The sequence below is a fragment of the Paenibacillus polymyxa genome (assembly GCF_018614975.1).
Classification (GTDB): domain Bacteria; phylum Bacillota; class Bacilli; order Paenibacillales; family Paenibacillaceae; genus Paenibacillus; species Paenibacillus polymyxa_E.
The window spans coordinates 56,963-80,197 of sequence record NZ_JAGGNR010000039.1 but is presented as its reverse complement, the minus strand read 5'-3'; the positions used below and the strand labels follow the sequence as shown (position 1 = coordinate 80,197).

Annotated in this window: 19 protein-coding genes; 8 read left to right on the top strand and 11 right to left on the bottom strand. The window is 48.2% G+C overall.

What is annotated here, in order from left to right:
- Positions 1-101: 101 nt before the first annotated feature.
- From glpK to J7E78_RS24450, 3 genes are all read right to left on the bottom strand, one after another.
- On the bottom strand, positions 102-1,589 hold the full coding sequence (glpK, locus tag J7E78_RS24460; RefSeq protein ID WP_215078788.1) for a glycerol kinase GlpK: 1,488 nt from the start codon (positions 1,587-1,589) through the stop codon (positions 102-104).
- Positions 1,590-1,617: 28 nt separating this feature from the next.
- The gene (locus tag J7E78_RS24455) at positions 1,618-2,187 is read right to left on the bottom strand and encodes a glycerol-3-phosphate responsive antiterminator (RefSeq protein ID WP_215078786.1); all 570 of its coding nucleotides are present in this window, start codon (positions 2,185-2,187) and stop codon (positions 1,618-1,620) included.
- A 191-nt stretch (positions 2,188-2,378) separates the two neighbouring features.
- On the bottom strand, positions 2,379-3,146 hold the full coding sequence (locus J7E78_RS24450) for a GTP cyclohydrolase II (protein ID WP_215078784.1): 768 nt from the start codon (positions 3,144-3,146) through the stop codon (positions 2,379-2,381).
- A 323-nt stretch (positions 3,147-3,469) separates the two neighbouring features.
- Between J7E78_RS24450 and J7E78_RS24445 the strand changes: the two genes are divergently transcribed.
- From J7E78_RS24445 to gntK, 4 genes are all read left to right on the top strand, one after another.
- Positions 3,470-4,744, top strand: coding sequence for an ABC transporter substrate-binding protein (locus J7E78_RS24445; protein WP_215078782.1), 1,275 nt, complete (start codon positions 3,470-3,472; stop codon positions 4,742-4,744).
- A gap of 159 nt (positions 4,745-4,903) precedes the next feature.
- Positions 4,904-5,770 carry a carbohydrate ABC transporter permease gene (locus J7E78_RS24440; protein ID WP_062837111.1) on the top strand — a complete coding sequence of 289 codons (867 nt, stop codon included), beginning with the start codon at positions 4,904-4,906 and terminating at the stop codon, positions 5,768-5,770.
- Between the two features lie 20 nt (positions 5,771-5,790).
- Entirely contained in the window at positions 5,791-6,618 is an 828-nt protein-coding gene (locus J7E78_RS24435; RefSeq protein ID WP_036612996.1) for a carbohydrate ABC transporter permease, read from the top strand.
- 277 nt (positions 6,619-6,895) lie between these two features.
- Positions 6,896-8,446: a gluconokinase gene (gene gntK / locus J7E78_RS24430; protein ID WP_215078779.1), complete on the top strand. Its 1,551-nt coding sequence runs from the start codon at positions 6,896-6,898 to the stop codon at positions 8,444-8,446.
- A gap of 512 nt (positions 8,447-8,958) precedes the next feature.
- On the opposite strand, the gene J7E78_RS24425 is transcribed toward gntK, so the two are convergent.
- Positions 8,959-9,348 (bottom strand): nuclear transport factor 2 family protein, encoded by a 390-nt coding sequence (locus tag J7E78_RS24425; RefSeq protein WP_215078777.1) that lies wholly within the window; start codon positions 9,346-9,348, stop codon positions 8,959-8,961.
- A gap of 163 nt (positions 9,349-9,511) precedes the next feature.
- On the opposite strand from J7E78_RS24425, the gene J7E78_RS24420 reads away from it, so the two are divergent.
- From J7E78_RS24420 to J7E78_RS24410, 3 genes are all read left to right on the top strand, one after another.
- Positions 9,512-9,829, top strand: a complete 318-nt coding sequence (locus J7E78_RS24420; protein WP_076209651.1) for an ArsR/SmtB family transcription factor — start codon at positions 9,512-9,514, stop codon at positions 9,827-9,829.
- Positions 9,830-9,898: 69 nt separating this feature from the next.
- Positions 9,899-10,714 (top strand): hypothetical protein, encoded by an 816-nt coding sequence (locus J7E78_RS24415; RefSeq protein ID WP_215078775.1) that lies wholly within the window; start codon positions 9,899-9,901, stop codon positions 10,712-10,714.
- A 118-nt stretch (positions 10,715-10,832) separates the two neighbouring features.
- Positions 10,833-11,792: an MraY family glycosyltransferase gene (locus J7E78_RS24410; RefSeq protein WP_215078814.1), complete on the top strand. Its 960-nt coding sequence runs from the start codon at positions 10,833-10,835 to the stop codon at positions 11,790-11,792.
- Positions 11,793-11,966: 174 nt separating this feature from the next.
- On the opposite strand, the gene J7E78_RS24405 is transcribed toward J7E78_RS24410, so the two are convergent.
- From J7E78_RS24405 to J7E78_RS24395, 3 genes are all read right to left on the bottom strand, one after another.
- Entirely contained in the window at positions 11,967-12,785 is an 819-nt protein-coding gene (locus J7E78_RS24405; RefSeq protein WP_215078773.1) for a carbohydrate ABC transporter permease, read from the bottom strand.
- A complete protein-coding gene (locus J7E78_RS24400) occupies positions 12,785-13,678 on the bottom strand; it encodes a carbohydrate ABC transporter permease (RefSeq protein WP_215078771.1) in 894 nt (297 codons plus the stop codon). The genes J7E78_RS24405 and J7E78_RS24400 overlap by 1 nt, the downstream gene beginning before the upstream one ends.
- 138 nt (positions 13,679-13,816) lie before the next feature.
- Complete coding sequence (locus J7E78_RS24395) at positions 13,817-15,160, bottom strand: ABC transporter substrate-binding protein (protein WP_215078769.1); 1,344 nt, start codon at positions 15,158-15,160, stop codon at positions 13,817-13,819.
- 483 nt (positions 15,161-15,643) lie between these two features.
- On the opposite strand from J7E78_RS24395, the gene J7E78_RS24390 reads away from it, so the two are divergent.
- The gene (locus J7E78_RS24390) at positions 15,644-16,675 is read left to right on the top strand and encodes a LacI family DNA-binding transcriptional regulator (protein ID WP_215078767.1); all 1,032 of its coding nucleotides are present in this window, start codon (positions 15,644-15,646) and stop codon (positions 16,673-16,675) included.
- Between the two features lie 243 nt (positions 16,676-16,918).
- Here the strand turns inward: J7E78_RS24390 and cydC are convergent, their stop codons facing one another.
- From cydC to J7E78_RS24370, 4 genes are read right to left on the bottom strand one after another with little or no spacing between them, the layout of a single operon-like run.
- The gene (gene cydC / locus J7E78_RS24385; RefSeq protein WP_215078766.1) at positions 16,919-18,856 is read right to left on the bottom strand and encodes a thiol reductant ABC exporter subunit CydC; all 1,938 of its coding nucleotides are present in this window, start codon (positions 18,854-18,856) and stop codon (positions 16,919-16,921) included.
- Position 18,857: 1 nt separating this feature from the next.
- A complete protein-coding gene (cydD, locus tag J7E78_RS24380; protein ID WP_215078764.1) occupies positions 18,858-20,765 on the bottom strand; it encodes a thiol reductant ABC exporter subunit CydD in 1,908 nt (635 codons plus the stop codon).
- A gap of 1 nt (position 20,766) precedes the next feature.
- On the bottom strand, positions 20,767-21,822 hold the full coding sequence (cydB, locus tag J7E78_RS24375; protein ID WP_244898245.1) for a cytochrome d ubiquinol oxidase subunit II: 1,056 nt from the start codon (positions 21,820-21,822) through the stop codon (positions 20,767-20,769).
- On the bottom strand, positions 21,767-23,182 hold the full coding sequence (locus J7E78_RS24370) for a cytochrome ubiquinol oxidase subunit I (RefSeq protein ID WP_215078762.1): 1,416 nt from the start codon (positions 23,180-23,182) through the stop codon (positions 21,767-21,769). Before J7E78_RS24370 ends, cydB begins: the two co-directional genes overlap by 56 nt.
- Positions 23,183-23,235: the final 53 nt, after the last annotated feature.

Sequence of the window (23,235 nt, the reverse complement as noted above, 5' to 3'; positions counted from 1 at the left end):
CTGTAAATCATGCATCATTTTCCACCAGTAAATATCATTTATAACATATGTTTAGCGAAAAAGTACAAATACCCACACCAAGAAATATTCATATCATTCCTTTATTTAAAAGCCATTGCTGCGTTCACTGCACGCTTCCAGCCAGCATACAGCTCTGTTCGTTGTTGCTCAGCCATAACAGGCTGGAAGACACGCTCCGTATTTTCATGATCCGTCAATTCATCCGCACTCGTCCAATATCCAACCGCCAATCCTGCCAGATAAGCCGCACCCAATGCAGTCGTTTCATTCACCGTTGGGCGTTCGACAGGAATACCCAGAATATCACTCTGGAATTGCATAAGGAAATCATTGGCCGCCGCCCCGCCATCCACACGCAGAGCATGCACGTGAATACCCGAGTCGGATTCCATTGCCTCCAGTACATCTTTGGTCTGATACGCCAACGCCTCAAGCGTAGCACGGATAAAGTGTTCCTTTGTCGTGCCTCGGGTCAAGCCAAACACCGCACCCTTAATCTCACTATCCCAATACGGACTGCCCAGTCCCACAAATGCAGGCACCATATAAACACCGTCTGTCGAAGGCACACGTGAGGCGTAATCCTCACTATCTTTGGAAGAGCGAAGCATTCTTAATCCATCACGCAGCCACTGAACCGCTGAACCTGCAACAAAAATGCTGCCTTCAAGCGCATATTCAACCTTGCCATTCATCCCCCAGGCAATCGTCGTAATCAGTCCATGATTGGATTGCACCGGGTTCTCTCCCGTATTCATAAGCATGAAACAACCGGTACCATATGTATTTTTCATACTACCCTTGGTGTAACAGCCCTGACCAAACATCGCTGCCTGCTGATCTCCTGCCGCTCCCGCAATCGGAATCCGATGACCAAAGAAATGATAGTCTGTTGTGTGTGCATACACCTCGGATGAACCTCGCACTTCTGGCAGCATCGCCTTAGGAATGTCGAGAATATCCAACAATTCGTCATCCCATTGCAGATCATAGATGTTATAGATCAGGGTACGTGAGGCATTGGAGATATCCGTGACATGTGTACCCCCGCTCAGTTTCCAGATCAGCCAGCTATCAATCGTGCCAAACAACACCTCACCCTTCTCTGCACGCTCCCGGGCACCAGGGACATGATCCAGGATCCACTTCACCTTTGTTCCCGAGAAGTAGGGATCAATCAGTAACCCTGTTTTACGGCGGAAAAGGTCCCCGAGACCCTGCGTCTTCAATTCTTCACAGATATCTGCGGTCTGTCTGGATTGCCATACCACTGCATTATAGATGGGTCTGCCTGTTTCTTTGTCCCATACCACAACCGTCTCCCGCTGATTGGTAATTCCAATTCCAGCAATCTGAACAGGTTTGATTCCGCTCTCTGCCAGACATGAAGCCATCACGGAAAGAATGGAACTCCAGATTTCGTTGGCATTCTGCTCCACCCAGCCCGGTTTGGGAAAATACTGGGGGAACTCCTGCTGTGCAATGTGCACAATCTCTCCGCCACGGTTAAACAGAATAGCTCGGGAGCTTGTTGTGCCCTGATCCAGAGCTAATATATATTTTTCCATACAGCCAACCTCCTGTTGTGGGTTCTTTTTACGGTGTAAGCGATTTCTCGAAGTGTCGAATCAGATCTGCGTTGGATGTGGTCACTGCCGTAGCCCCGACGCCAAGCGCAAGTTCAACCTCTTCCGGTGAACGGATCAATCCCCCCGCAATAATGGGTATCCCCGTACGCACAGCTACTTCCGCAATAATATGCGGAATGACGCCAGGTAGTACTTCAATATAATCCGGTTGGGTTTTGGCCAGCAACAGATAACTTTTCTCCAGTGCATGGGTATCCAGCAGAAAAATACGTTGAATCGCTGTAATGCCTTTCTGCTTTGCCTTCTGAATAACACTCGCTCGCGTAGAGATCAGTCCTGCGGGGCGAATATGCTGACACAGATACTCTGCCGCATACTCATCGTTTTTTAATCCTTGTACCAGATCTGCATGCAAAAGTATCTTTTTGTCATACCGTCGCGCCTCATCCATTACACTCTGAAGCTGTGCAATATGCGTTTCCAGCATCACCCCATAGGTATAAGGGCCTTCAATCATCGCCTCAAACTGCTTCATGCTCTTCGCAGCCGGCAACATACGTTGTCCCTCAAATGGCACCTTGGTTCCTCCCGCATTCATCAGATGCCTATATTGTATAATCCGCCCTGTGGGAACAGCAAGCCATTCCGTAAATCAGAAAGATCTAGTTGCCGGGTATCATGGTCATACCAAAAAGCCGCTGCAGTATTCCTCCTTAACGGAGAGTACAACAACGGCTAATCAGCTAATCGCATACATCTATATAATGTTTAAGCCTGCGCATGCGGAAGCAACGTCTCTGCCCCAGCCCAACCATCACTTTCTGCCAAGTGACCGGAACGATTCACTTTCGTTTGCAGATACTTCTCGTTGAATGCAGAACGATCTCCCCATAGTGGGACACGTCCGCCCACATTCAATCCCGCTTCCTGCAAAGCAGCGAGCTTCCGTGGATTGTTGGTGATCAGAGTAACTGGAGCAGAGCGAAGCGCACGCAACACAGCAATCGCATCGTCATAACTGCGGGCATCGTCTGTGAATCCGAGCTGCAAGTTTGCATCCACCGTATCCAGACCTTCTTCTTGCAAAATGTACGCCATGGCTTTGCTGAACAGACCGATGCCACGTCCCTCATGGTTCGCAAGATAGAACAGTGCACCCGCTCCGTGTGCGGCGATCATTTTCATGGATTGCTCCAATTGGAAGCCACAATCACAGCGTTTGCTGCCAAAAATATCGCCTGTATGACAGATACTATGCATCCGTATCATCGCTTCTTGTGCTTCAGCAAAGTCACCATACACCAGAACACTGGATTGTTGACGCTCTGCCAGTTCAGCCTCAGCAAGGGATTCAATCAACTCGCCGCTCTCCATCGCTTTGTCCGATTTCATCCAGCTGTACCACTGGAATGTCTTGGTCTCCCCATCGAGATTTACCGGGAGTTTAATCGGCCCTACAAGGTATATAAACTCTTTTCCACTCGGAAAAGTCTGAATTTTAGGGGCAAGCAGTTGAATAATATGTGAATTGATCATTGTCGTTCCTCCTGTTTATGCCAACTTGTATGTTGATTGATTCGCATCCTGAGTGAATTTGGATCACTTGGATGTTATATAGTACGTATCTATATCATTCTCATCACCATTAGTTACTTTATGTAAGTTAGTTTAGAATAAAAATTATAAAGTGTCAAGTAGCTTTTATTTTTAAAGTAACTACTAAAATTATGTTACGTAACGGACACAAATATGTGTTTCAATTCAGGAATATTGGGTATGAGTTTATAAACTGCTCATACACTAATGTTGTAGTCCAAAGCACTTCATGCCTCGAACTTAACGATGAGGGGGTTTTGCACATGATCCGCCGGAAAAGAACATGCTGGACAGCCATCATGATGGTCTGCGTCCTGCTCATAAGCGGATGCTCCATCTGGCCCGGACAGGACGATTCAGCGAACAATAAAAAGGTAGCGCTTACATTGTGGTACTGGAACCGTTCCATCGATGATAAGTTGATTGCCAGGGCTAAGGAAAAGTTCCCCAATATTGAACTGACAGCTCAGAAAATCGGCGGTGATTTCAAGGCAAAACTCAAAACAACACTCGCTGCACGCTCAGGTGAACCAGACATTGTGGCATTAAACGACTGGATCATGGAGCTATTCCCCAGTGAGGACCGTTTCTATAATCTGTATGATCTCGGTGCGGGAGATATTGAAGACCAATATCTGCCGTGGAAATGGAAGCAAGGCGTTACGCCAAGTGGGCAGATGATTGGTTTCCCGATGGATACGGGACCAACAGCTCTCTTCTACCGAGAAGATCTGTTCAAGGAAGCTGGATTGCCATCTGATCCTGAACACGTTACACGCCAGATCAACAGCTGGGATGCATATGCCGCTGCTGGCGAGCAGCTCAAGGAGAAGTTCGGAGGCAAGGTATTTCTGACCGACAATATTGCAACCGTTTACAACCAAGTTATATCGCAGTCTGCGGAGCGTTATTTCCGGCCAGACGGGTCCTTTATCGGCATGGATTCTCCTACTGTGGGCAAGAGCTGGGATACGGCCGTTGCTTTTAAAGAGAAGGAACTACTTGCCAATGCAGATGGCTGGACTCCGGGCTGGAACGCCGCGATGAATAATGGTGAGATCGCCTCGTTCGTAGGCGCTGTCTGGATGAAACAAGTCCTTCAGGAAGCCGCTCCGGATACATCCGGGAAGTGGCGGGTCGCTCGGGCACCGGGGGGAGATGGCAACAACGGAGGATCATTCCTGTCCATCCTGAAGTCCAGTGAGCATCCCCAGGAAGCCTTTGAACTGGTTCGCTGGCTGCAAAGTCCCGAAAATCAATTGGAGCAATATCAGACATTGAACCTGTTCCCTTCTGCACCAGGTGTGTTTGATGATCCTGCCATGAAAGAAAAAGAACCTTTCTTTGGTGGACAGGCGACAGGACCTGTATTTGCCGAGTCGGCACAGGATGTGCCGGATGCTTTCTTTGGCGAACGATACCCATCCGTACACAACATTATCACCCGGCGTCTGAATGATGTCGCGAAGCAAAATGCCGATCCAGAGCAGGTCTGGACGGATACGGTACACCGCGTCGAGCGGGAATTGCAGCGGTGAGCAAGGATTACAGTGTTATCCTGATTACTGGTCCTGGTTTCATATGGTCTCGTTATCCGCAAAGGAGGAATTCATATGGCTGTAACTGAACCTCGTCTTACGCCCGATCCTGGCAATACCAGACCTGATCTGAATCGGCAGAAATCACTGTGGTCCAGGATGTGGGAGCATCGTGCACTTTATGTTGCGATATCACCGTTTTATATTCTGTTTGCGGTATTTGGCCTGTTCCCAATAGGGTTTTCACTCTATCTGGCATTTCATAAATGGGATGGCATCGGTGTCATGACGTACAACGGGCTCAACAACTTCAAATACATGCTGACCGATGCCGAGTTCTGGCAAGCCGTGGGCAACACGTTCATGATCTGGATCTATTCAACGATTCCGATGCTTTTCTTCGCCTTGATTATTGCCTTTCTGCTGCATGCACCATTTGTGAAGTTTCGCACCCTGTTTCGGGTTGGTTATTTCCTGCCAAACGTCACGTCCATCGTGGCAGTAGCTATTATCTTCGGTGCTTTATTTGCCAACAATTATGGCTTTCTCAATTATCTGTTGCAGTCGGTCGGGCTACCGGTTGTGGAGTGGCTTAATGCACCATGGGGCATCAAAGTCGCAATCTCCTCCATGGTGGTCTGGCGCTGGACCGGATATAACGCCGTCATCTATCTGGCCGGATTACAGAGTATCCCGCAGACATTATACGAAGCGGCCAAGATTGACGGCGCATCAGCGATACAGTCCTTTTTCCGAATTACAATTCCGATGCTGCGTCCTGTGATCCTGTTTACGGTCATTACATCAACGATCGGCGGTATGCAACTGTTCACCGAGCCTCAAGTATTGGTAGGTAATGATGGCGGCGCTGGTGCAGCAGGCATGACGATTGTACTCTACCTCTACCGTGAATCCTTCATTAATAATTACTTCGGATATGGCGCTGCCGTTGGTTGGGGCATGTTCCTCATTATCGCCCTGTTCTCGATTGTGAACTGGAAGCTTGTTCAAGGCAAATCATCCTGATGTGATAAGGGGGAGCGCACATGGCGACCAAACACCTCAAATCGCTGGTGTTGTATACCGGTCTTATCGGGGGCATGCTCATATCCATGTTCCCGTTCTATTGGCTGATTGTAATGTCCACCCGGACAACGTCCGATATCTACAAGTTCCCGCCTCAACTCTGGTTCGGGGGTGAACTGTGGAATAACATCACGCGGGTGTTGCAGCAGATTGATTTCTGGGGAGCTTTTCTAAATACGCTGTTTGTGTCGGGCCTCGTGACCATTCTTGTACTGTTTTTCGACTCACTGGCGGGGTTTGCGTTTGCGAAGTTTGAATTCCCCGGCAAAAAGTGGCTCTTCATCCTGCTGCTCGCGACCATGATGGTACCTTCTCAGCTATCGCTCGTGCCGTCCTTCGTGCTGATGGCTACGTTCGGCTGGGTCGGTTCCTTCAAAGCCCTTATTATCCCGGGTATGGTGAACGCCTTCGGAATCTTCTGGATTCGTCAGTATGCCACGGAGTCGATTCCAAACGATCTGCTGGATGCAGGCCGCATCGACGGTTGTAATTTCTTCCGACTCTATTGGAACGTGGCGCTGCCAATCTTGCGACCTGCCTTTGCTTTCCTCGGCGCGTTCACCTTTATCGGCGTATGGAATGACTACCTGTGGCCTTTGATCGTCCTGACGGATGAACGCAAATACACGTTGCAGATTGCGTTGTCTCAATTAAACGGACTGTACAACACAGACTATGCCATGGTTATCGCCGGTACGTTGCTTGCCGTCATTCCGCTTATCGTCATGTTCCTGTTCATCAGCCGTCAGTTTATTTCGGATATCGCGGCAGGGGCAGTGAAGGACTAAGCTTCTGGCATTTTGATCCATCCCTCAAGTCTGATATTCTTATCTTTAGATGAAATAACAGATGCCTTATAAGTTGAATGAATAGCGCCACGTGCGCGGAGGGGACAGAAAGGGCCTGAAGAAATGGAATGTTCGCATTTATAACCAAATTTCTCCCTTTGAAGAGGGAATCAAAGAAATTTGGGGATAACGGCGATCGGAAGGCTTTCTGTACCCGAAGTGTTAACGTGTAACAGCATTCATTTCACTTATATATTCAAGAAAGAGGGATGACAAAATGGCTTCTTCACCCTATATGATCGGCGTAGATATCGGCACGACCTCCACCAAGGCCGTCTTGTTCGAACAGAACGGAACCATTGTGGCACAAGGCAGTGCCGATTATCCGCTGCACACCCCCACACCTGCGATTGCGGAGCAGGATGCGGAAGATATTTTCAAAGCAGTCATCGAGTCCGTTAAACAAGCCACTTCCAAAGCCGGAGTGAAGCCAGAGGACATCCTTTTTGTATCCTTCAGTTCGGCCATGCACAGTATTCTGCCTGTCGATCAACACGGCACACCGCTGATGCGGGCCATGACTTGGGCAGATAATCGCAGTGCCGAGTGGACCGAAGTACTCAAATCCGAGATGAATGGTCACGAAATCTATCTGAGAACAGGTACGCCGATTCATCCGATGTCCCCACTCACCAAGATCATGTGGCTCACTCGGGATCAACCGGAACTGTTCCAACAGACGTACAAATTCATATCCATGAAAGAATATGTCTTCTATAAATTATTTTCTGAATACGTCATCGACCACTCAATGGCCTCAGCCACCGGACTCATGAATCTGGAGAAACTCGACTGGGATGCAGAAGCGCTGCATGTGGCGGGCATTACCCCGGAACACCTGTCCCGATTGGTCCCAACCACACATGTGCTGAAACATGGATTGAACCCGGAGTACGCCAAGGAGATGGGCATTGCGTTCACCACCCCGTTTGTCATCGGTGCAAGTGATGGTGTGCTCTCCAATCTGGGTGTGAACGCCATTGATCCAGGCGTCGTGGCTGTAACCATAGGTACCAGTGGAGCCATTCGTACAGTCGTAGATAAACCGGTGACCGATCCGAAAGGACGCTTCTTCTGTTATGCACTCACGGAGAACGCATGGGTGATTGGCGGACCGGTGAACAACGGCGGTGTTATTTTCCGCTGGATTCGGGACGAGTTTGCGGCTTCCGAGGTGGAAACGGCCAAACGGCTTGGCATCGATCCCTATGAAGTGCTCACTCGTGTTGCGGAAAATGTACCTCCGGGTTCGGAAGGTCTCTTATTCCATCCGTACATGACAGGTGAGCGGGCTCCGCTCTGGAATCCCAATGCACGCGGCTCGTTCTTCGGCCTGACGCTGCACCATAAGAAAGAACATATGATTCGCGCTGCGCTCGAAGGTGTGTTGTTTAACCTGTACACGGTCATGCTCGCGATTGAAGAAAAGATCGGTCGTCCGAAAAAGATTCAGGCGACAGGCGGCTTCGCCCGCTCTGAGTTGTGGCGCCAGATGATGGCCGACATTTTCGATCAGGATGTCATCATCCCCGAAAGTATTGAAAGCTCCTGTCTCGGCGCAGCCGTACTGGGCTTGTACGCCCTTGGCCGCATCGATTCACTGAGCGCCGTCTCCGGCATGATCGGATCGACGCACCGGCACCAGCCTGACCCAGACAGTGTCCGCGTGTACCGTGAACTGCTGCCGATCTTCATCCGCATCTCCCGTAAGTTTGAAGAGGAGTATGCGGATATCGCTGCTTTTCAGAATAAGACGATGCAGGGATAGGGAAGGCCTGGGATGTTACATGTTGGAGGGTCAAAACGTTGAACATGGAATAGGCTAACGAATCATAGACACCTTATTTGCAGCTTTTAGCATGGTTTCAAAATCTAACGAACCTGACCACCTTATATCCGATTTTAGCGGTGGATAACTGCCTGAAAGTGAGAATAACCGAAAAATAGCGTCGCTAGCGTTCGTTAGAATTGAAAGAACATCGTTTCCATGCAATAAGTCACCATCTCCTAAGCTACATCCGGTTAAAAATAACCTACGACTCTAGCGACTACATCTTATGCACGTTCATGAGGACCGTCCGCCATGTTTAAAACATGTGGAACGGTCTTTTTTGTGTACCAATTCACCTGTAGAAACTGTGCTATCACAGTGATGAAGCCCGTGTCCACATCAGCGCCTTTCAAATCAGCTAAATATGTCACCGAAAAAAGCCCCACAGCTTTAAAGACTGCGGAGCTTCGTTTCCTAGCCATTGCATTATTACCTATTTACCTGCGCTATTACTGATTATACTTGCTGAACGCATTTTGGTCCGCTTGTACATTCTCCAGATACACGATCTGCCCCGCATCATTTACACGCGCGATATCCATGCCTGCTTTGGCATATACCGTTCCGTCCGCCGCTTGTCCGCATACTGCCCAGTTCGTTTGGTAGCTGCCGTCAGGCTGTTGCACCCAACCGTCCCACATATGTTTTACATCCTTATTGTATTCGTAGAAAGCTTTCATGAAACCATTGAATCCTGTTCGACTGGTGCCGTTAAGCACAATTTCTGCGTCCGTTGTAAACAGGGACAATAAATCCTGCATAGCGCGCTCGTCTGTGCGTGAAGCATCAAATAAACGGAAATAGTTGTTCAACAGTGTAGTTGTATTAATAGTACTCACTCATATTCCTCCTAGGATAAAAATCCGGTTTCCAACCTTACAGTTCGAATATTTTCAAACTAACTGAAAAGAAATGTAACACACTTCTTCTACTGCCTGCAAGAGATAGTTCGATATTTTTCGAACATTGAAAGGTACAGCCGAATATGCTAACGTCATAGATATGAGAACTCCAACGATACCTATGGCTTCGGAACTGAAGTTGACCACGGTCTGCAATGCATTGGGTGACCCGATCCGCATGAAAATTGCACACTGTCTGGCCAGCTCTGGCGAGAAAAACTGTTCCGCCTTCGAAGTGGACCATATTTCTAAATCCACATTGTCCCATCACATCAAAATTTTACGTGAAGCTGGCGTGATCCAGCCACGCATTGAAGGTAAACAGCACTTTTACTCCCTACGAAAGGAGGAATTAAACGTACGTTTTCCAGGCCTCGTCGACATGATTCTGAATACAACCGAGGAATACGTACATTAAAGTAAGCAGGTCTGGGATAAACAAATCACAATGATCATGATCGCAATTCTCATAAAGGAGGCTAACCATATGGACAAAAAGGCGGCAAAGATACTGCTGAGCACCTTCTGGGGAGGTGGTGGCTGGAAAACAATCTCTACACCCTTCTCCGGGGAGGAATTTGAATATGCCAAAAGCAAAGGTGTTATGTTCGATCCACTCACGATTACGCATGACGAGATGGTTCAGCGTCTCTACGATATGCAACAGGATGAATCTTTCAAGGAACGCGTGGTTTCGGCCTTTTTACATAGTCTGTCCACCAAAAAAGTCTATCTGCGCAGCGCATTATCCAGCTTTGCTTTAACATCGAACATGCCTTTGCATACTTATGCGGAACGCCCTGCCCTTCACCCTAACACTAGTACCTGTGGGGATTGTAACTTCCTGCGTGTGCAGTCAGACAAGAAATATTCCAACGTCGACTTAAACGTCCTGAATTTTGAACGAATCAAGTGGGGAGGCGTGCGCCATGGTTGGTTACTCTACTGCCTAATGGATCTAGAATTACTGCTTCAGGACAACGATGCGAACTATGAAGTAACTCCTGAGGACCAAGCCATCCTGGTCAACCTTCTTGAAGCAGCTCAGACGGAAGACCCCAAGGATAGTGCTCGTTCACTTGAGAAAAAGTGGAAAGACCTCTTGCCTTCCAGCAAACAGGAGCGCGATGCCCTGCTGGAAATCTGGGCTGCAGCCGGCATATTGGTTCCTGGAGATAAACCGAGAAAACGCAAAGGTGGTTCCAGTGATTTTGTGTTTGCAGCAACCTGGCAAGGTGATGATGGATATCATGCAGAAGCCGTAAAACATTATTTCGGCTCCTATCTTCCTCAAATACGATAAAACCTGAACTTTTGCTCACCCTTGCGTACGTCTGGTTACAATAATGACATCGACAGAATTCCTGTTTAACTCGTATAATAAGGGGAAATTGCTAGATGGGAGTGAAACAAGCGAGTTTATGGTATATATACTGGCTTTTATAGTGTCTTTTGCTGTCGTGGTTCTGCTTATTCCGCCGCTTGGTCGATTGGCTCACCGGCTCGATTTTGTGGACAAGCCTCGGGAAGATGTGGAGCGTAAGCTGCACAGGCAACCGATCCCGCTCACGGCGAGTTACGCGATATTTACTGGATTTTTCCTGACATACATTGCTCTGACCAAAGAAATCACATGGGAAACAGCGGCTCTGGTCGCTGGTGGTATGCTTCTGCTAACGATTGGTACCGTCGACGACTGGTACAAAACAAAAGGAAAAGATTTTCCTGCCCTGCCCAAAATGCTTGTACAGGTCTCTGCGGCAGTGCTCGTATTTGCTTCTGGCATAGCGTTCACCGGATTCGTGAATCCCTTCAGCGCGGAATATGTCATGCTTCCGATCTGGCTACAATTCATTCTTACGATCCTGTGGATCTTCGGGGTGACAACCGTCATCAACTTCTCGGACGGCATGGACGGACTGGCTGGCGGATTATCTGCCATCTCGGCGATTACCCTGTTCATCGTGGCGCTTGCCAAAGGTCAAAGTGATTCCGCACTCATGTCGATCATTCTGGTCGGTGTGACGATCGGTTATCTGAAGTACAACAAAGCTCCTGCCAAAGTGTTCATGGGCGATGCAGGTGCCACGTTCCTTGGCTTCATTCTGGCGGTCATCGCTCTGGATGGTGCATTCAAACAAGCAACTATGTTGTCCATCTTCATTCCAATTCTGGCGCTGGGTGTACCGATCTTTGATAACATCTTTGTCGTGATCAAACGCTTCGTTCAAGGTAAAGCGATCTACCAAGCCGATGCGAGTCAAGCTCATTATCGGTTGCTGCGTGCCGGATTGAATCACAAACAGGTTGTTGCTGTGCTCTATCTCGTCAGCACTTGTCTGTGCCTTTCCTCCATTATTTTGATGCTGGTAGAGATGTAAAATTGTAAAACCAAACAAGGAAGCAACCTTCGCTACGATGAGGGTTGCTTCCTTGTTTGCGGTTCAATCCATGTGTAGCACTCCATATGCTGGCCTGCCCGATCAGGCGAAGGATGCAATGTCTGCCCCCGCGCCCCCGAAGCATACCTTGTTAACTCCTGCACCTGAACTGTATTAAGATTTAACAGCCCCGGCCATAGCGCCTCCCACAATGAACCGTTGCAGAGCAACGTACAGGACAACCAGTGGCAAGGTAACAATCAGAATGCCACAGGCGAGCAGCGGCCAGTTGTTCATGTATTGTCCATAAAATGTGAAGAGTCCTTTGGTTACCGGCTGATAATTCGGATCAGATAAATAAATGGTCGGCCCGATAATATCGTTCCATACACCAATCGCGGTGAGAATAATGCCTGTTGCCAGGATTGGCTTCATCAACGGAACAAGGATCGTGAACAGATAACGTGTATATCCACTCCCGTCCATGGCCGCCGCCTCATCCAGCTCACGTGATACGGATTTGATATAACCCACAAACATGAGAAAGGCAATGCCCGTACCTGTCGTCTTCAATAAGATGTACCCAATTTGGGTGTTGTAAAGACCCAGATTATTGATCAGGGAAAACTGCGGAATGAGCGGGTTGGGTAGGTACATGGAAATCAGAAAGAAAATATAAATGAGTGTGCTGAATTTAACATATCTGCGTGCAAGCGGGAATGCAGCAAATATAGATAAAATCAACGTCAGCAGGGTGGACATCCCTGTATAGAGCACACTGTTCCACATATACTGAGAGAAGTTCCCTTTGTTCCATGCTTCGGAAAAGTTCTCAAACCGGATCCCTTCGGTAAGAGCTACAGGATCGAGCAGATACTCTGTCTGTGTCTTCATGGATACATTGAACAGATAGAACAGAGGGAAAACGTACAACGCAAGCATGAGCAGAACGATGACATAGCTGACCATTCTGGACGTTTGGCTCTGTTTCATTACGCTTCCACCTCTCTTCTGCGAAGATAAAATAAAGCGACCATCGATATGGTAAATACAAAGAGGAACTGAATCATCGCGACAGCAGAAGCCAAACCGTAATCAGCCGTTCCTGTGCCAAATGCCGTAGCATAAACATCAAACGCAAGCGTCGTTGTATTGAACTTGCCGCCTGTAAGTACATAGATAATATCAAAGGTTTGCAATGCCCCTATGATAGACAAGAGCATGTTAACCGTGAATGCAGGAGCAATCATGGGGAATGTAATGTTCGTAAATGCTTTCCATCCCGAAGCACCATCCATGTAACCCGCCTCATACAGATCGCTCGGAATGGACTGCAGACCTGCAAGAAAAATCGTCATGGAGTAACCCATGTACATCCAGATTTGAACAAAAATAATCAATTCAAAGGCAATATTATAATCGCCAAAAAAGTTGGAACTGGTACCAAAGAAATTCAGAAAGGACTGGGCTGGTCCGCCCAGCGGATTTGCAACGAGTTGCCAAATGAGTCCAGACACAGTAACCCCCAGCACCACTGGCAAAAAGAATACTGCGCGATATAATTTATCGCCTCTAAGCTTTTTATTGATCAAAATCGCTATAAACAAACCCACTGCATTTTGTATGATCACAACAGCAAACGCAAAGTATAAGGATCGCCCAATAGCATCTATTCGGTCCCCAGCATTGGATGCACCAAAAAATGTTTTATAGTTTTCAAAGCCGATAAAGCTCCATTCCTGGCCCCGAACACCAGTAGCATCTGTAAACGAAAACAGTATCGTCACAAGTGATGGACCGAAGCCAAACACGACATAAAGTAACAACGGAATGCTCAAATACAGATAAGGAATCAATCTTGCCTTACCTTTCCCAAACGGATACATCGTCCTCACACCTTTCATGGGGTAAAACTAAGACATAAGAAAACCGGAATAACAGCCTTGTCTGGCCTGAAGGCTCAGACCCGAGCGCTATTCCGGCGCATACGGCCAACTTGTGCCATGAATATAAATGATTATGAATTACTTTGGAGCAGCAGCATCCCAGTCCGCTTGGGATTTACCTGCAAGCTCTTCCGGTGTTGCAATCGGCCCGGCTGGTTTGAGCATCTCTGCGTGAACGCTGGCCTCAGAAATGTACTGTCCTACATTCTGACGGTTAATGAACAACTGATCCCAAGAAAGTTTAAAGTCCTCCAGGTAAGGCTGAATGCCTTGGATAAACTCACTTGTCATCTCCACATCAGGCTGTGTGGGCAGGAAGCCGGCTGCATTCACAAATTCCGTGTAGTTCTCTTTCTCCGATAACATATCAAGCCATTTCATTGCGTAATCCTTGTTCGGTGAGTTATCCACCACCATCCAGGTCATATCGTATTTACCCGCCAGATTTTTGTTCTTGGCTGCATCATTGCTACCTGGAATTGGGAAATACCCAAACTTCAGATCAGGGTTGGCCGTTTGAATTGTTGTTGCATCCCAAGTGCCGTCAGCAATCATAGCCACCTTGCCTGTAGCGAACAAACTGGGCAATGTTCCGTAGTCAATACCCATGAAACCAGGCATTGCATTGTTCATCAGATCCTGAGATTTCTGCAAGACTTCAAGTTGAACCGGATCAGTCAGCTTGGTTTCACCAGTCCATAGACCTTTGATATAAGCAAGCTGATCATCATGAATAGAGGCCTGAAGCCCTTGCACCGCAAGACCTATTGGCCATACATCTTTACCCGCCAGACCCAGCGCTTCGACACCATTGTCTTTGAACACTTTGATAACATGTTGCAATTCATCCCAGGTTGTAGGGATCTCCAGATTATATTTTGCGAAGAGTTCCTTATTGTAGAACAGTCCTGTGAATGCCACCTTGCCCATGTTTACACCGTACACCTTATCGTTATACGTCATTGCGTTCTGTACATCCGCTTCATTGTAGTTTTTGATAAAAGATTGATCAGACAGATCACTGATTAACCCGGCATCGATCCATTGCTTCCACATCGGATCAGCAGCACCACTGGACCATTCCTGCGGAGCGCCTACAAAGCTTGATTTGAGTGGAATAATATCCACGTCCCCATTACTTCCGGCGTTCATCCGTGTTTGCATCAACTGATCGTAAGTCGCGTCTGCCGGAACCGTAGTATATTCCACCTTTACGTCCGGATATTTCGCTTCAAATTTCGTATTAAACTCTTTGATGTAGTTGTTAATATTCTCTTGCTGCCAGTGAATGATCTTCAAGGTGACTTTTTTGCTGCTGTCTGTAGCCTGAGTTCCTTCTAATTCCGAAGAGCTGCTACTACAAGCGGCGAGCACACATAATAAAGCGGTTACAAGTACAATGGCTAAAGTCATTTTCTTCATTTTCGTTGCCCCCCAAATTTTTGAATTAAATCTACGAAATCAGTTTCGTTAATTCCACCCTTATTATGACTTCAGCTCTTTATTTTGTAAATAGTCATTTTGTTTTTTTGTTTTTTATGTTCCTACCCGCTTGATAAAAGCTTTTTTTATCTTTATATACGTTTGAAATTAAGTTAACTTTTCACAAAAGTTACGAAACACAGCACATGACATGATTTCATGTAAAGTCCCAGATAACCAGGTATTCCTTTAAATGAAATAAAAATCTGTAAAACAATTAAGATTACGAGCTAAAATTCTTCTTTATTTTCGTGACAAACCTCCTTGATCTCTTAAAACCTATGGATGCATATCATTTCAAGTGTGAAACCCTCTCTCTGCTGTTGACTCTCCGGTCTATGTAGCATAGAATACTTGCAAGAAAGCGAAAAAACCGATACAGCCCCAGTTTACGAAACTAGTTTAGGAATCCGAGGGATGTTTATGAATATCAAAACGATAGCAAGTTTAGCTGGCGTGTCTGTAGCCACGGTGTCCAAAATTATCAATAACTATCCAGATATCGGCGAGGAAACTCGCCAGCGTGTACTTAAAATTATGGAAGAGACAGGCTATCGTCCATCTTCTTCAGCCAAAACGCTGGCGACCAAAAAATCCAGCCTCGTTGGCGTTGTATTTGCAGGGAAGCTGAACGTGGATTTCAGTCACCCTTTCTTCGTACAGGTTATCAATGCGTTTAAGAAACAAATTGGCTTGCTTGGATACGATCTACTCTTCTTCTCGAATGAGAAGTTTCTGGATCAGGGTGAGGACTACTTGGCGAGATCCAAGTATTTTCAAGTGGATGGCTGTATTATTATTGCGGGGGATGAGGTCGAGAGCAGCATATTCGACCTGGATGCCAGCCCGATTCCTTGTATCGGAATAGATATCGAGCTAACAGGACAAAGCTCCTGTTACATCATGTCCGATAACGATAAGATCTCAACCAAAGTTGTAGAACAATTTTATATGAACGGTTATCGAGATGTTGGTTTTATCGGGCTGGAGCGCGCTTCTCTTGTGATGCAACAGAGAGAGAGGGCTTTCAAACGTTCACTAAATCAGTTTAGTCTTGATGAAAAGCCCGAGTGGGTTGTATACAGCAAAGATTATGCCGCAGCGGATGGATACGAAGCGGCCAAGAAAATGCTCGCCTGCAAAACTCTGCCACGTGCCGTGTTTGCAGCCACAGATCTACTTGCCTTTGGAGCTATTCGCGCCTTTAAGGAAGTGGGGTTACGCATTCCAGAAGATATAGCTGTGGCAGGTTGTGACGATATCGAAGCCTGCCGTTATACCGATCCATCGCTAACAACCGTCAAGCAGGATACGGACAAAATTGGACGCCTTGCCGCCATGATTCTGTTCGATCTGATGAACAAGCAAATGGATAATCGTTGCATTAAAGTAGAGCCGGAACTGGTTGTGCGTCAATCCTGTGGCACAGCCATGCTGCTGGCACAGGAAATCTGAGCGTTAAGTCTTTGGGACTGGCTGCTGCAGATCAATTCACATCATAGACATAGCGATTTTTCATAAAACTCCACACCAAGAAGCAAAAAGGGGATGCCCATAAGTCATGAATATGACAGGGGACATCCCTTGTTTGTGTTATTTTGTTTTATAAACCTGAGACACGCTATTCGCTTCCATTTGCGATGCTGAGTGAACGGACAGTCCTGCTCTGAGATCATGGTTATACCGAGAAAACTCCTGCTATCTGGAAGCGGCAGTAGGCAGCTTGCCCTCTACTGTCTGCAAGTCAGACCACCCCGGCCGATCAAGTTCAATGAGACGGCGGTATCGCTCTTCCCCAGCCAGCAGTTGTTCGTGAGAACCCTGCATGGCTATCTTTCCATTTTCCATAAAAATAAGTTCGTCCATCTGTTCCGCACCAATCAGGTGATGGGTGACCCAGATCATGGTTTTGCCTTGCAAACTGTCCAGGATGGTCCGCATCAACTCTCGTTCTGTCACCGGATCAAGCCCAACGGTTGGTTCATCAAATATCACAACAGGTGTCTCCCGGAGCAGTACCCGGGCCAGAGCGATTCGTTGCCTCTCCCCACCGGAGAAACGCAGCCCCGTCTCCAGCATTGGCGTATCATATCGCTGCGGCAAGGATTCGATCAGACTGGATAAACCGACTTGCGCGGCCACTTGACGAATCTCCTCATCCGTTGCATGTGGACGCCCAATCCGTAAATTATTGGCTACCGTGGTATCGAACAGGTGTGGGCTCTGATTCAGCACTGCAATGACATCAGGCACACTTTCGCCCAGGGTCTGCACAGGCAAATCATTGATCAGAACGTTCCCCGCAGACGGGAGCAAGGCCCCTTGAATCAGCTTCAACAAGGTTGATTTGCCGCCGCCACTTCGTCCAAGGATAGCTAGACGTTTGCCTTGTGGCAGATGAAGGGATACATCCTGTACGGCATAGGTATCATCCGATGCATAACGGTAACTAACGTGATTGATCTCGATATCTGCTCTTAGTTTGGGTGGAATGCGAAGACGAATTCGTCTGTCCAGAATATCATTCACAACTGGCAAGGACTCCGATGGCTGTCCAGCCATCACGTTGCCGTTTTTTACTACAGAGATCGAGTCACCCGTTCCATCAACATCGTCCGCTCCACTCTGCCCCGGAAGATACCCTTTCCATTCCAGCTGTTTCAAGCGCTCCAGCGATTCCCGGTACTGTGGAAGATGCTCCACAGCATCCCCTACAGGCAGAAGTGATTCCGTAAGCGGAAATAACACCAGTACAAAAGCAGCAATCATCACGGCAGGTAATTGCCCGATAGAAGCAGCATTTCCGGCCCATAACGTAACCGATACTACCATCAGGCCAATGACACACTGAGCCATCAGATCACGCCAGCGTGTCCAGCGTCGCAACTTGCGACGAACTGCATCGACCTGTTCTTCTTCCTCTTCCTGCTGCTGAACAAATTCCGCTGCCCGTCCACTTGCAAGCCAATCCCCCAGTCCAAGTACGCCGTCAGTCAGACGGGTGTACAACCTGCTATTTTCCTTTTTCAGCCGCACACGCCATTTCCACGTTACTTTCAGGGAAATCGCAGGTAACACGGCAACGAGAAATAACATATACAAGCCCATCCACACCGCAAATCCCAGATCCACACTGCCAAAAGCAATCACAGCTGCACCGTACATCACAAGCGCGGTAACGGCGGGAAACACGGTGCGCAGATAGATATCTTGCAACCGCTCCACATCATCGGCGAGTGCTCCGAGTACATCTCCTGTCTGCATACGAGAGCGCAGGAACAGGGCCTGTGGTTCCAGAATGCGATATAACTTCACCCGTTGATCGGCCAATACACGCAGTACCGCATCATGTCCTGCCAATCGCTCGATATATCGAAACACGGCGCGGAATATCCCAAATGCACGTACCCCAACAATAGGTACATACACCATCAGAATATTTTCAGGACGCAGCGCAGACTTGGAGATCAGAAATCCGGAGGTAAACAGCAACAATACCGCACATAAGGCAGCGCATGTGCCCAGCGCAATGACCACAATGAATCTCCAGCGGTACTGTGCCACATACGGAGCGATCCAGCTATTTTTTTCTTTTTGGTTACGGACGTTCTCCATATGTTCATATCCGGACTTCATTTTATATCGCCTCCATCTGTGCCTGAATCATCTGATAATATACCCCTTGTCGTGCCAGTAATTCTTGATGTGTTCCTGTCTCTGCCACCGTACCGCCATCCATAACAATAATCCGATCCATATGTGGCATCCAGTGCAGACGATGGGTAGCCAAAAAAACAAGTTTGCCTTCAAACAGCGGCAGCATCGTCTGTTTCAGTTCATACTCCGTTTCCACATCCAGATGCGCTGTCGGTTCATCAAGTAGCAGGATGTTCCGTTTACTAAGCAAGGCTCTTGCCAGCGCCACCCGTTGCTCCTGCCCACCACTGAGCTGTCTGCCGCCAGCCCCAATAGGCTCATGCAGCCCACCGGATAATGAGGACAGTAGCTTGGTTAATCCAGCTGCGCTAATGGCCTTGGCCACTTCCGCATCCGAAGCCTCCGGCATGTAGAAACGAACGTTATCGGCCAGACTTCCACTGAAAATATACGGATGCTGCGGGATAAATGCCGTCTGTCTTCGCCAGGATTCGAGCATATCCGGTGTAACCGGCTGTCCGTTAGCCAATACTTGACCCGAAATAGGCAACTGGAAACCAGCCAATACATCTATCAACGTGGACTTGCCTGCTCCGCTGGCGCCAATAATACCAATTTTGCCAAGACCCGTGATCTGAAAGGTGACATCCTTTAGCGAATAAGGACCTTCATCATCGTGTCGTACCTGTACATCCGTTAGTGCCAATCTGCTATTCTCATGCCAGGAGAACACTGAGGAAGAGGAAGAATCAAGATCAGAAGTAGTACAAACAAGATCAGGATCAAGATGTCCCTCAGCCGTTCTATCATTCAACACGACACGTATAGACGAACTAGCGGCTTTCCTTTTACCCGAAGATAATGATGGTGTAGATGCAGCTTCGTCCTCTGTCGTAACCGGATGTGCAACAACATTTGTATAAGCTTCTTTCTGTTTCTGTTCGGCGGCTTTACCCCGTTCAATCACCTGATTAATGGCCGCTCCGGCTTCCTTGCCGTCCAATGTGGCATGATAATCGGCGCCGAGCATACGTACAGGCAGGAAATATTCGGGTGCCAGAATCAGTACCGTCAGTGCAGGGCCAAGCAGCATATGTCCTTCCGTCAGACGTAATCCCAGACCAACCGCCACAGAAGCAACGGACAGCATGGTGAAGAAATCAAGTGCAAACGAAGAAAGAAAAGCCATGCGCATGGTAGACATCGTTGCCTTCCGATACCGCTGACTGACCCGCAGAATGGACCCTTCGTGTGTTTTGCTCTGTCCCAATGTTTTTAGCGTCTCCAGCCCACGCAAGGTATCAACAAAATGGTTAGCGAGCGCTTTGTAGGATCTGAATTGTCCGTCTATCTTGCGCTGCGCAGCCAAACCAATCAGAATCATGAACACGATCAGGATTGGGAGTGTCAGCATCAGAATAACCCCGGACATCAGATCCAGCTTGAACACATACAGCAGAATGACGATGGGTGTGAATCCTATGCCCAGCATGCGAGGAATGAATAGTTCGAGATACGTCTTGTATTGAGCTGTTCCCTCACGTGCCAGTGTAACCAGATGTCCTGTGCCCTCCGTCTTGGCATAACGCGGCCCAAGTCTGAACCACTGCTCCACCATCTGTCTACGCAGATCAGTCCCTGTCCTGTCCGCATATCGTGATGTCACGAGTTGTAACCAGAAGGTTAAGGCGTAGCGGGCGGCAAAAGCAGCCAGTAGCAGCAGTACCGGGTACTGCTCCGTTACGGATGAACCTTCAAACAATGCCGTGATGGCCTGTGCCAGCCATTTGGCTTGCATAATGATCGTCATCGCCTGTAGCAGCACCAGCGCTGAGGCCAGCGCGAGTACCGGCCGGATGCCCGACAGCTTCAGCAGCCCCCGTCCCATATCAGTACTCCAGATGGTGCTGCTCGTTCAGACGTTTGCGGAAGATATAATAACTCCAGATCTGATAACCGAGGACAAACGGCAGCAGTGTGCAAGCTACAATGGTCATTACTTTCAATGAATAAGCGCCGGATGCAGCGTTGTATACGGTCAGGTCATATGCCGCTCCAAAGGAACTCACCATTACTCTTGGGAACAGTCCGATAAAGACCGAGGCAAAGGCAATTGCAATCACTGCCCCTGTCATACCAAAAGCCCAACCTTCCCGCTTCTGACGAACAAAGTAGGCCGCAAGTGCAAGCGAGACTGCGCCAAGTACAACCATGATCCAAAGAGCCCAGCCGCGTACGGCGAACACATCCGTCATGAAATACGTCATTAACGCGTAAACAGCGAGTAGTGCAGCCAGCGGCAGCATCAATTTTTGCGCTGTCTTCAAGGCACGCTCTCTGAGATCACCTACTGTTCGTAGTGATGCAAACAGCAATCCATGAACCAGACACAGCAGGGTTACGCTCAAGCCACCAATCACGGTGTACGGATTAACAATATCGAGGAATCCTGCACGCAACTGCATCTCCCCATCAATGGGCAGACCCTTCATCAACGTGGCAAAGACTACGCCGAACAGGAACGGCAAGAGCGCACTGGAGACAACAATGATGATGTCCCATGTTTTGCGCCAGCGCTGCTGCTTCATTTTACTGCGGAATTCGAAAGCAACTCCGCGGCCAATCAAGGCGAGTAACACCACTACAAGTGGCAGGTAAAAACCGCTGAACAACGTGGCATACCAGTGCGGGAAGGCAGCAAACATCGCTCCCCCCGCCGTAATCAGCCATACTTCATTACCATCCCAGAACGGACCAATCGAGTTAATCAGGGTTCGGCGTTCGCGGTCCGTTTTGGCAATAATGCCTGTAGACATCCCCACACCAAAATCAAAACCTTCCAAAAAGAAGAAGCCAACAAACAATACGGCAATCAGCAAAAACCACAACTCACTTAGTGACAACGGAATAACCTCCATCCACGCCGAACGGATCGGCCGATTCATCGTGATCTTCCGGCTTATCAACCGCAAATGGTCCTGCCTTGATCTCACGTACGAACAGGTATACCATCACGATACCAAGCACGGTATACGCAGCTGTGAACGCAATCGTGGAGAACAGGATCATTCCTGCGGATACGTTCGGTGAGACCCCGGCCTCGGTGGTCATATAGCCAAATACCGTCCATGGCTGTCTTCCAACCTCGGTCATGATCCAACCTGAGGTATTGGCGATAAACGGCAAGGATATGGCAAATACCATCAGACGCATAAACCACTTTCCAGCGACCTCCAGCTTCTTGCGCATGGCCAGGAACGTACCGTACATTGCCAGCACAATCATCAAACCACCCGCTGCGATCATAATCCGGAAACTCCAGAACGTTGTCCGTACCGGCGGGATGTAGTCCCCTGGTCCATACGTCTGCTGATACTCAGCATTCAGTTCCTTCATGCCTTTGACACTACCGGAGAACTTGCTGTAGGACAGATAACTGAGCAATCCAGGTATTTTGATCTCACCCGTACTCTCCTGTTTATCCGGATCGATAAAAGCGACCACCGTCCATGGTGCCGGATCTTCTGTCGTTGTCCATGTGCCTTCACTGGCTGCCATCTTCATCGGCTGTGTCTCCACCAGATATTGCGCCTGGAAGTGCCCGGAGAAAGCGACGCCGAATGAGGAAACAAGAGCGATAATGATCGCGATATTAAACGATTTGCGGAAGATCTCCACATCCTGCTTTTTCATCAATTTGTAGGCACTGATCCCGGTTACGACGAAAGCCCCTGTCATCAATGCCCCAAAAATCGTATGTGGAAACTCGACGAGAAGCTGACCATTCGTGATGAGTGCAAAGAAATCATTCATCTCGGCTCGGCCGTTGTTAATCTCAAACCCGACAGGATGCTGCATAAACGAATTGGCTGCCAGAATCCACAGCGCGGACAGGAATGTGCCGACAAACACCAGCCAGATGCAGGCCAGATGCACTTTTTTGGACAAACGATCCCATCCGAATATCCACAACCCAATAAATGTAGACTCCATAAAAAACGCGAGTAATGCTTCAACAGCCAGTGGCGCACCGAACACGTCTCCCACAAACCGAGAGTACTCAGACCAGTTCATGCCGAACTGGAACTCTTGCAGAATACCTGTGACAACCCCGACGGCAAAGTTAATCAGGAACAGCTTGCCCCAGAACTTCGCCATCGTTTTGTAGATTTCCTTACCCTTAACAACGTACAACGTCTCCATGATTGCAACCAACAGTACAAGACCGATGGATAGCGGGACAAAAAAGAAATGGAAAATCGTTGTAAGTGCATATTGGATACGCGATAACATAATCGGATCCATACCGTTACCCCTTCTTTCTGTTCACTTCGCAGTATGCGTATCTGGCATTGAAG

Excerpts from the sequence above, each read along its gene's own strand:
- J7E78_RS24450 (WP_215078784.1), bottom strand. The coding sequence starts at position 3,146 with ATGATCAATTCACATATTATTCAACTGCTTGCCCCTAAAATTCAGACT.
- gntK (WP_215078779.1), top strand. The coding sequence starts at position 6,896 with ATGGCTTCTTCACCCTATATGATCGGCGTAGATATCGGCACGACCTCC.
- cydC (WP_215078766.1), bottom strand. The coding sequence starts at position 18,856 with ATGAAGTCCGGATATGAACATATGGAGAACGTCCGTAACCAAAAAGAA.
- J7E78_RS24435 (WP_036612996.1), top strand. The coding sequence starts at position 5,791 with ATGGCGACCAAACACCTCAAATCGCTGGTGTTGTATACCGGTCTTATC.
- cydB (WP_244898245.1), bottom strand. The coding sequence starts at position 21,822 with ATGAATCGGCCGATCCGTTCGGCGTGGATGGAGGTTATTCCGTTGTCA.
- glpK (WP_215078788.1), bottom strand. The coding sequence starts at position 1,589 with ATGGAAAAATATATATTAGCTCTGGATCAGGGCACAACAAGCTCCCGA.
- J7E78_RS24390 (WP_215078767.1), top strand. The coding sequence starts at position 15,644 with ATGAATATCAAAACGATAGCAAGTTTAGCTGGCGTGTCTGTAGCCACG.
- J7E78_RS24405 (WP_215078773.1), bottom strand. The coding sequence starts at position 12,785 with ATGAAACAGAGCCAAACGTCCAGAATGGTCAGCTATGTCATCGTTCTG.
- J7E78_RS24410 (WP_215078814.1), top strand. The coding sequence starts at position 10,833 with ATGGTATATATACTGGCTTTTATAGTGTCTTTTGCTGTCGTGGTTCTG.
- J7E78_RS24395 (WP_215078769.1), bottom strand. The coding sequence starts at position 15,160 with ATGAAGAAAATGACTTTAGCCATTGTACTTGTAACCGCTTTATTATGT.
- J7E78_RS24400 (WP_215078771.1), bottom strand. The coding sequence starts at position 13,678 with ATGTATCCGTTTGGGAAAGGTAAGGCAAGATTGATTCCTTATCTGTAT.
- J7E78_RS24420 (WP_076209651.1), top strand. The coding sequence starts at position 9,512 with ATGAGAACTCCAACGATACCTATGGCTTCGGAACTGAAGTTGACCACG.
- J7E78_RS24440 (WP_062837111.1), top strand. The coding sequence starts at position 4,904 with ATGTGGGAGCATCGTGCACTTTATGTTGCGATATCACCGTTTTATATT.
- J7E78_RS24445 (WP_215078782.1), top strand. The coding sequence starts at position 3,470 with ATGATCCGCCGGAAAAGAACATGCTGGACAGCCATCATGATGGTCTGC.
- cydD (WP_215078764.1), bottom strand. The coding sequence starts at position 20,765 with ATGGGACGGGGGCTGCTGAAGCTGTCGGGCATCCGGCCGGTACTCGCG.
- J7E78_RS24370 (WP_215078762.1), bottom strand. The coding sequence starts at position 23,182 with ATGGATCCGATTATGTTATCGCGTATCCAATATGCACTTACAACGATT.
- J7E78_RS24415 (WP_215078775.1), top strand. The coding sequence starts at position 9,899 with ATGGACAAAAAGGCGGCAAAGATACTGCTGAGCACCTTCTGGGGAGGT.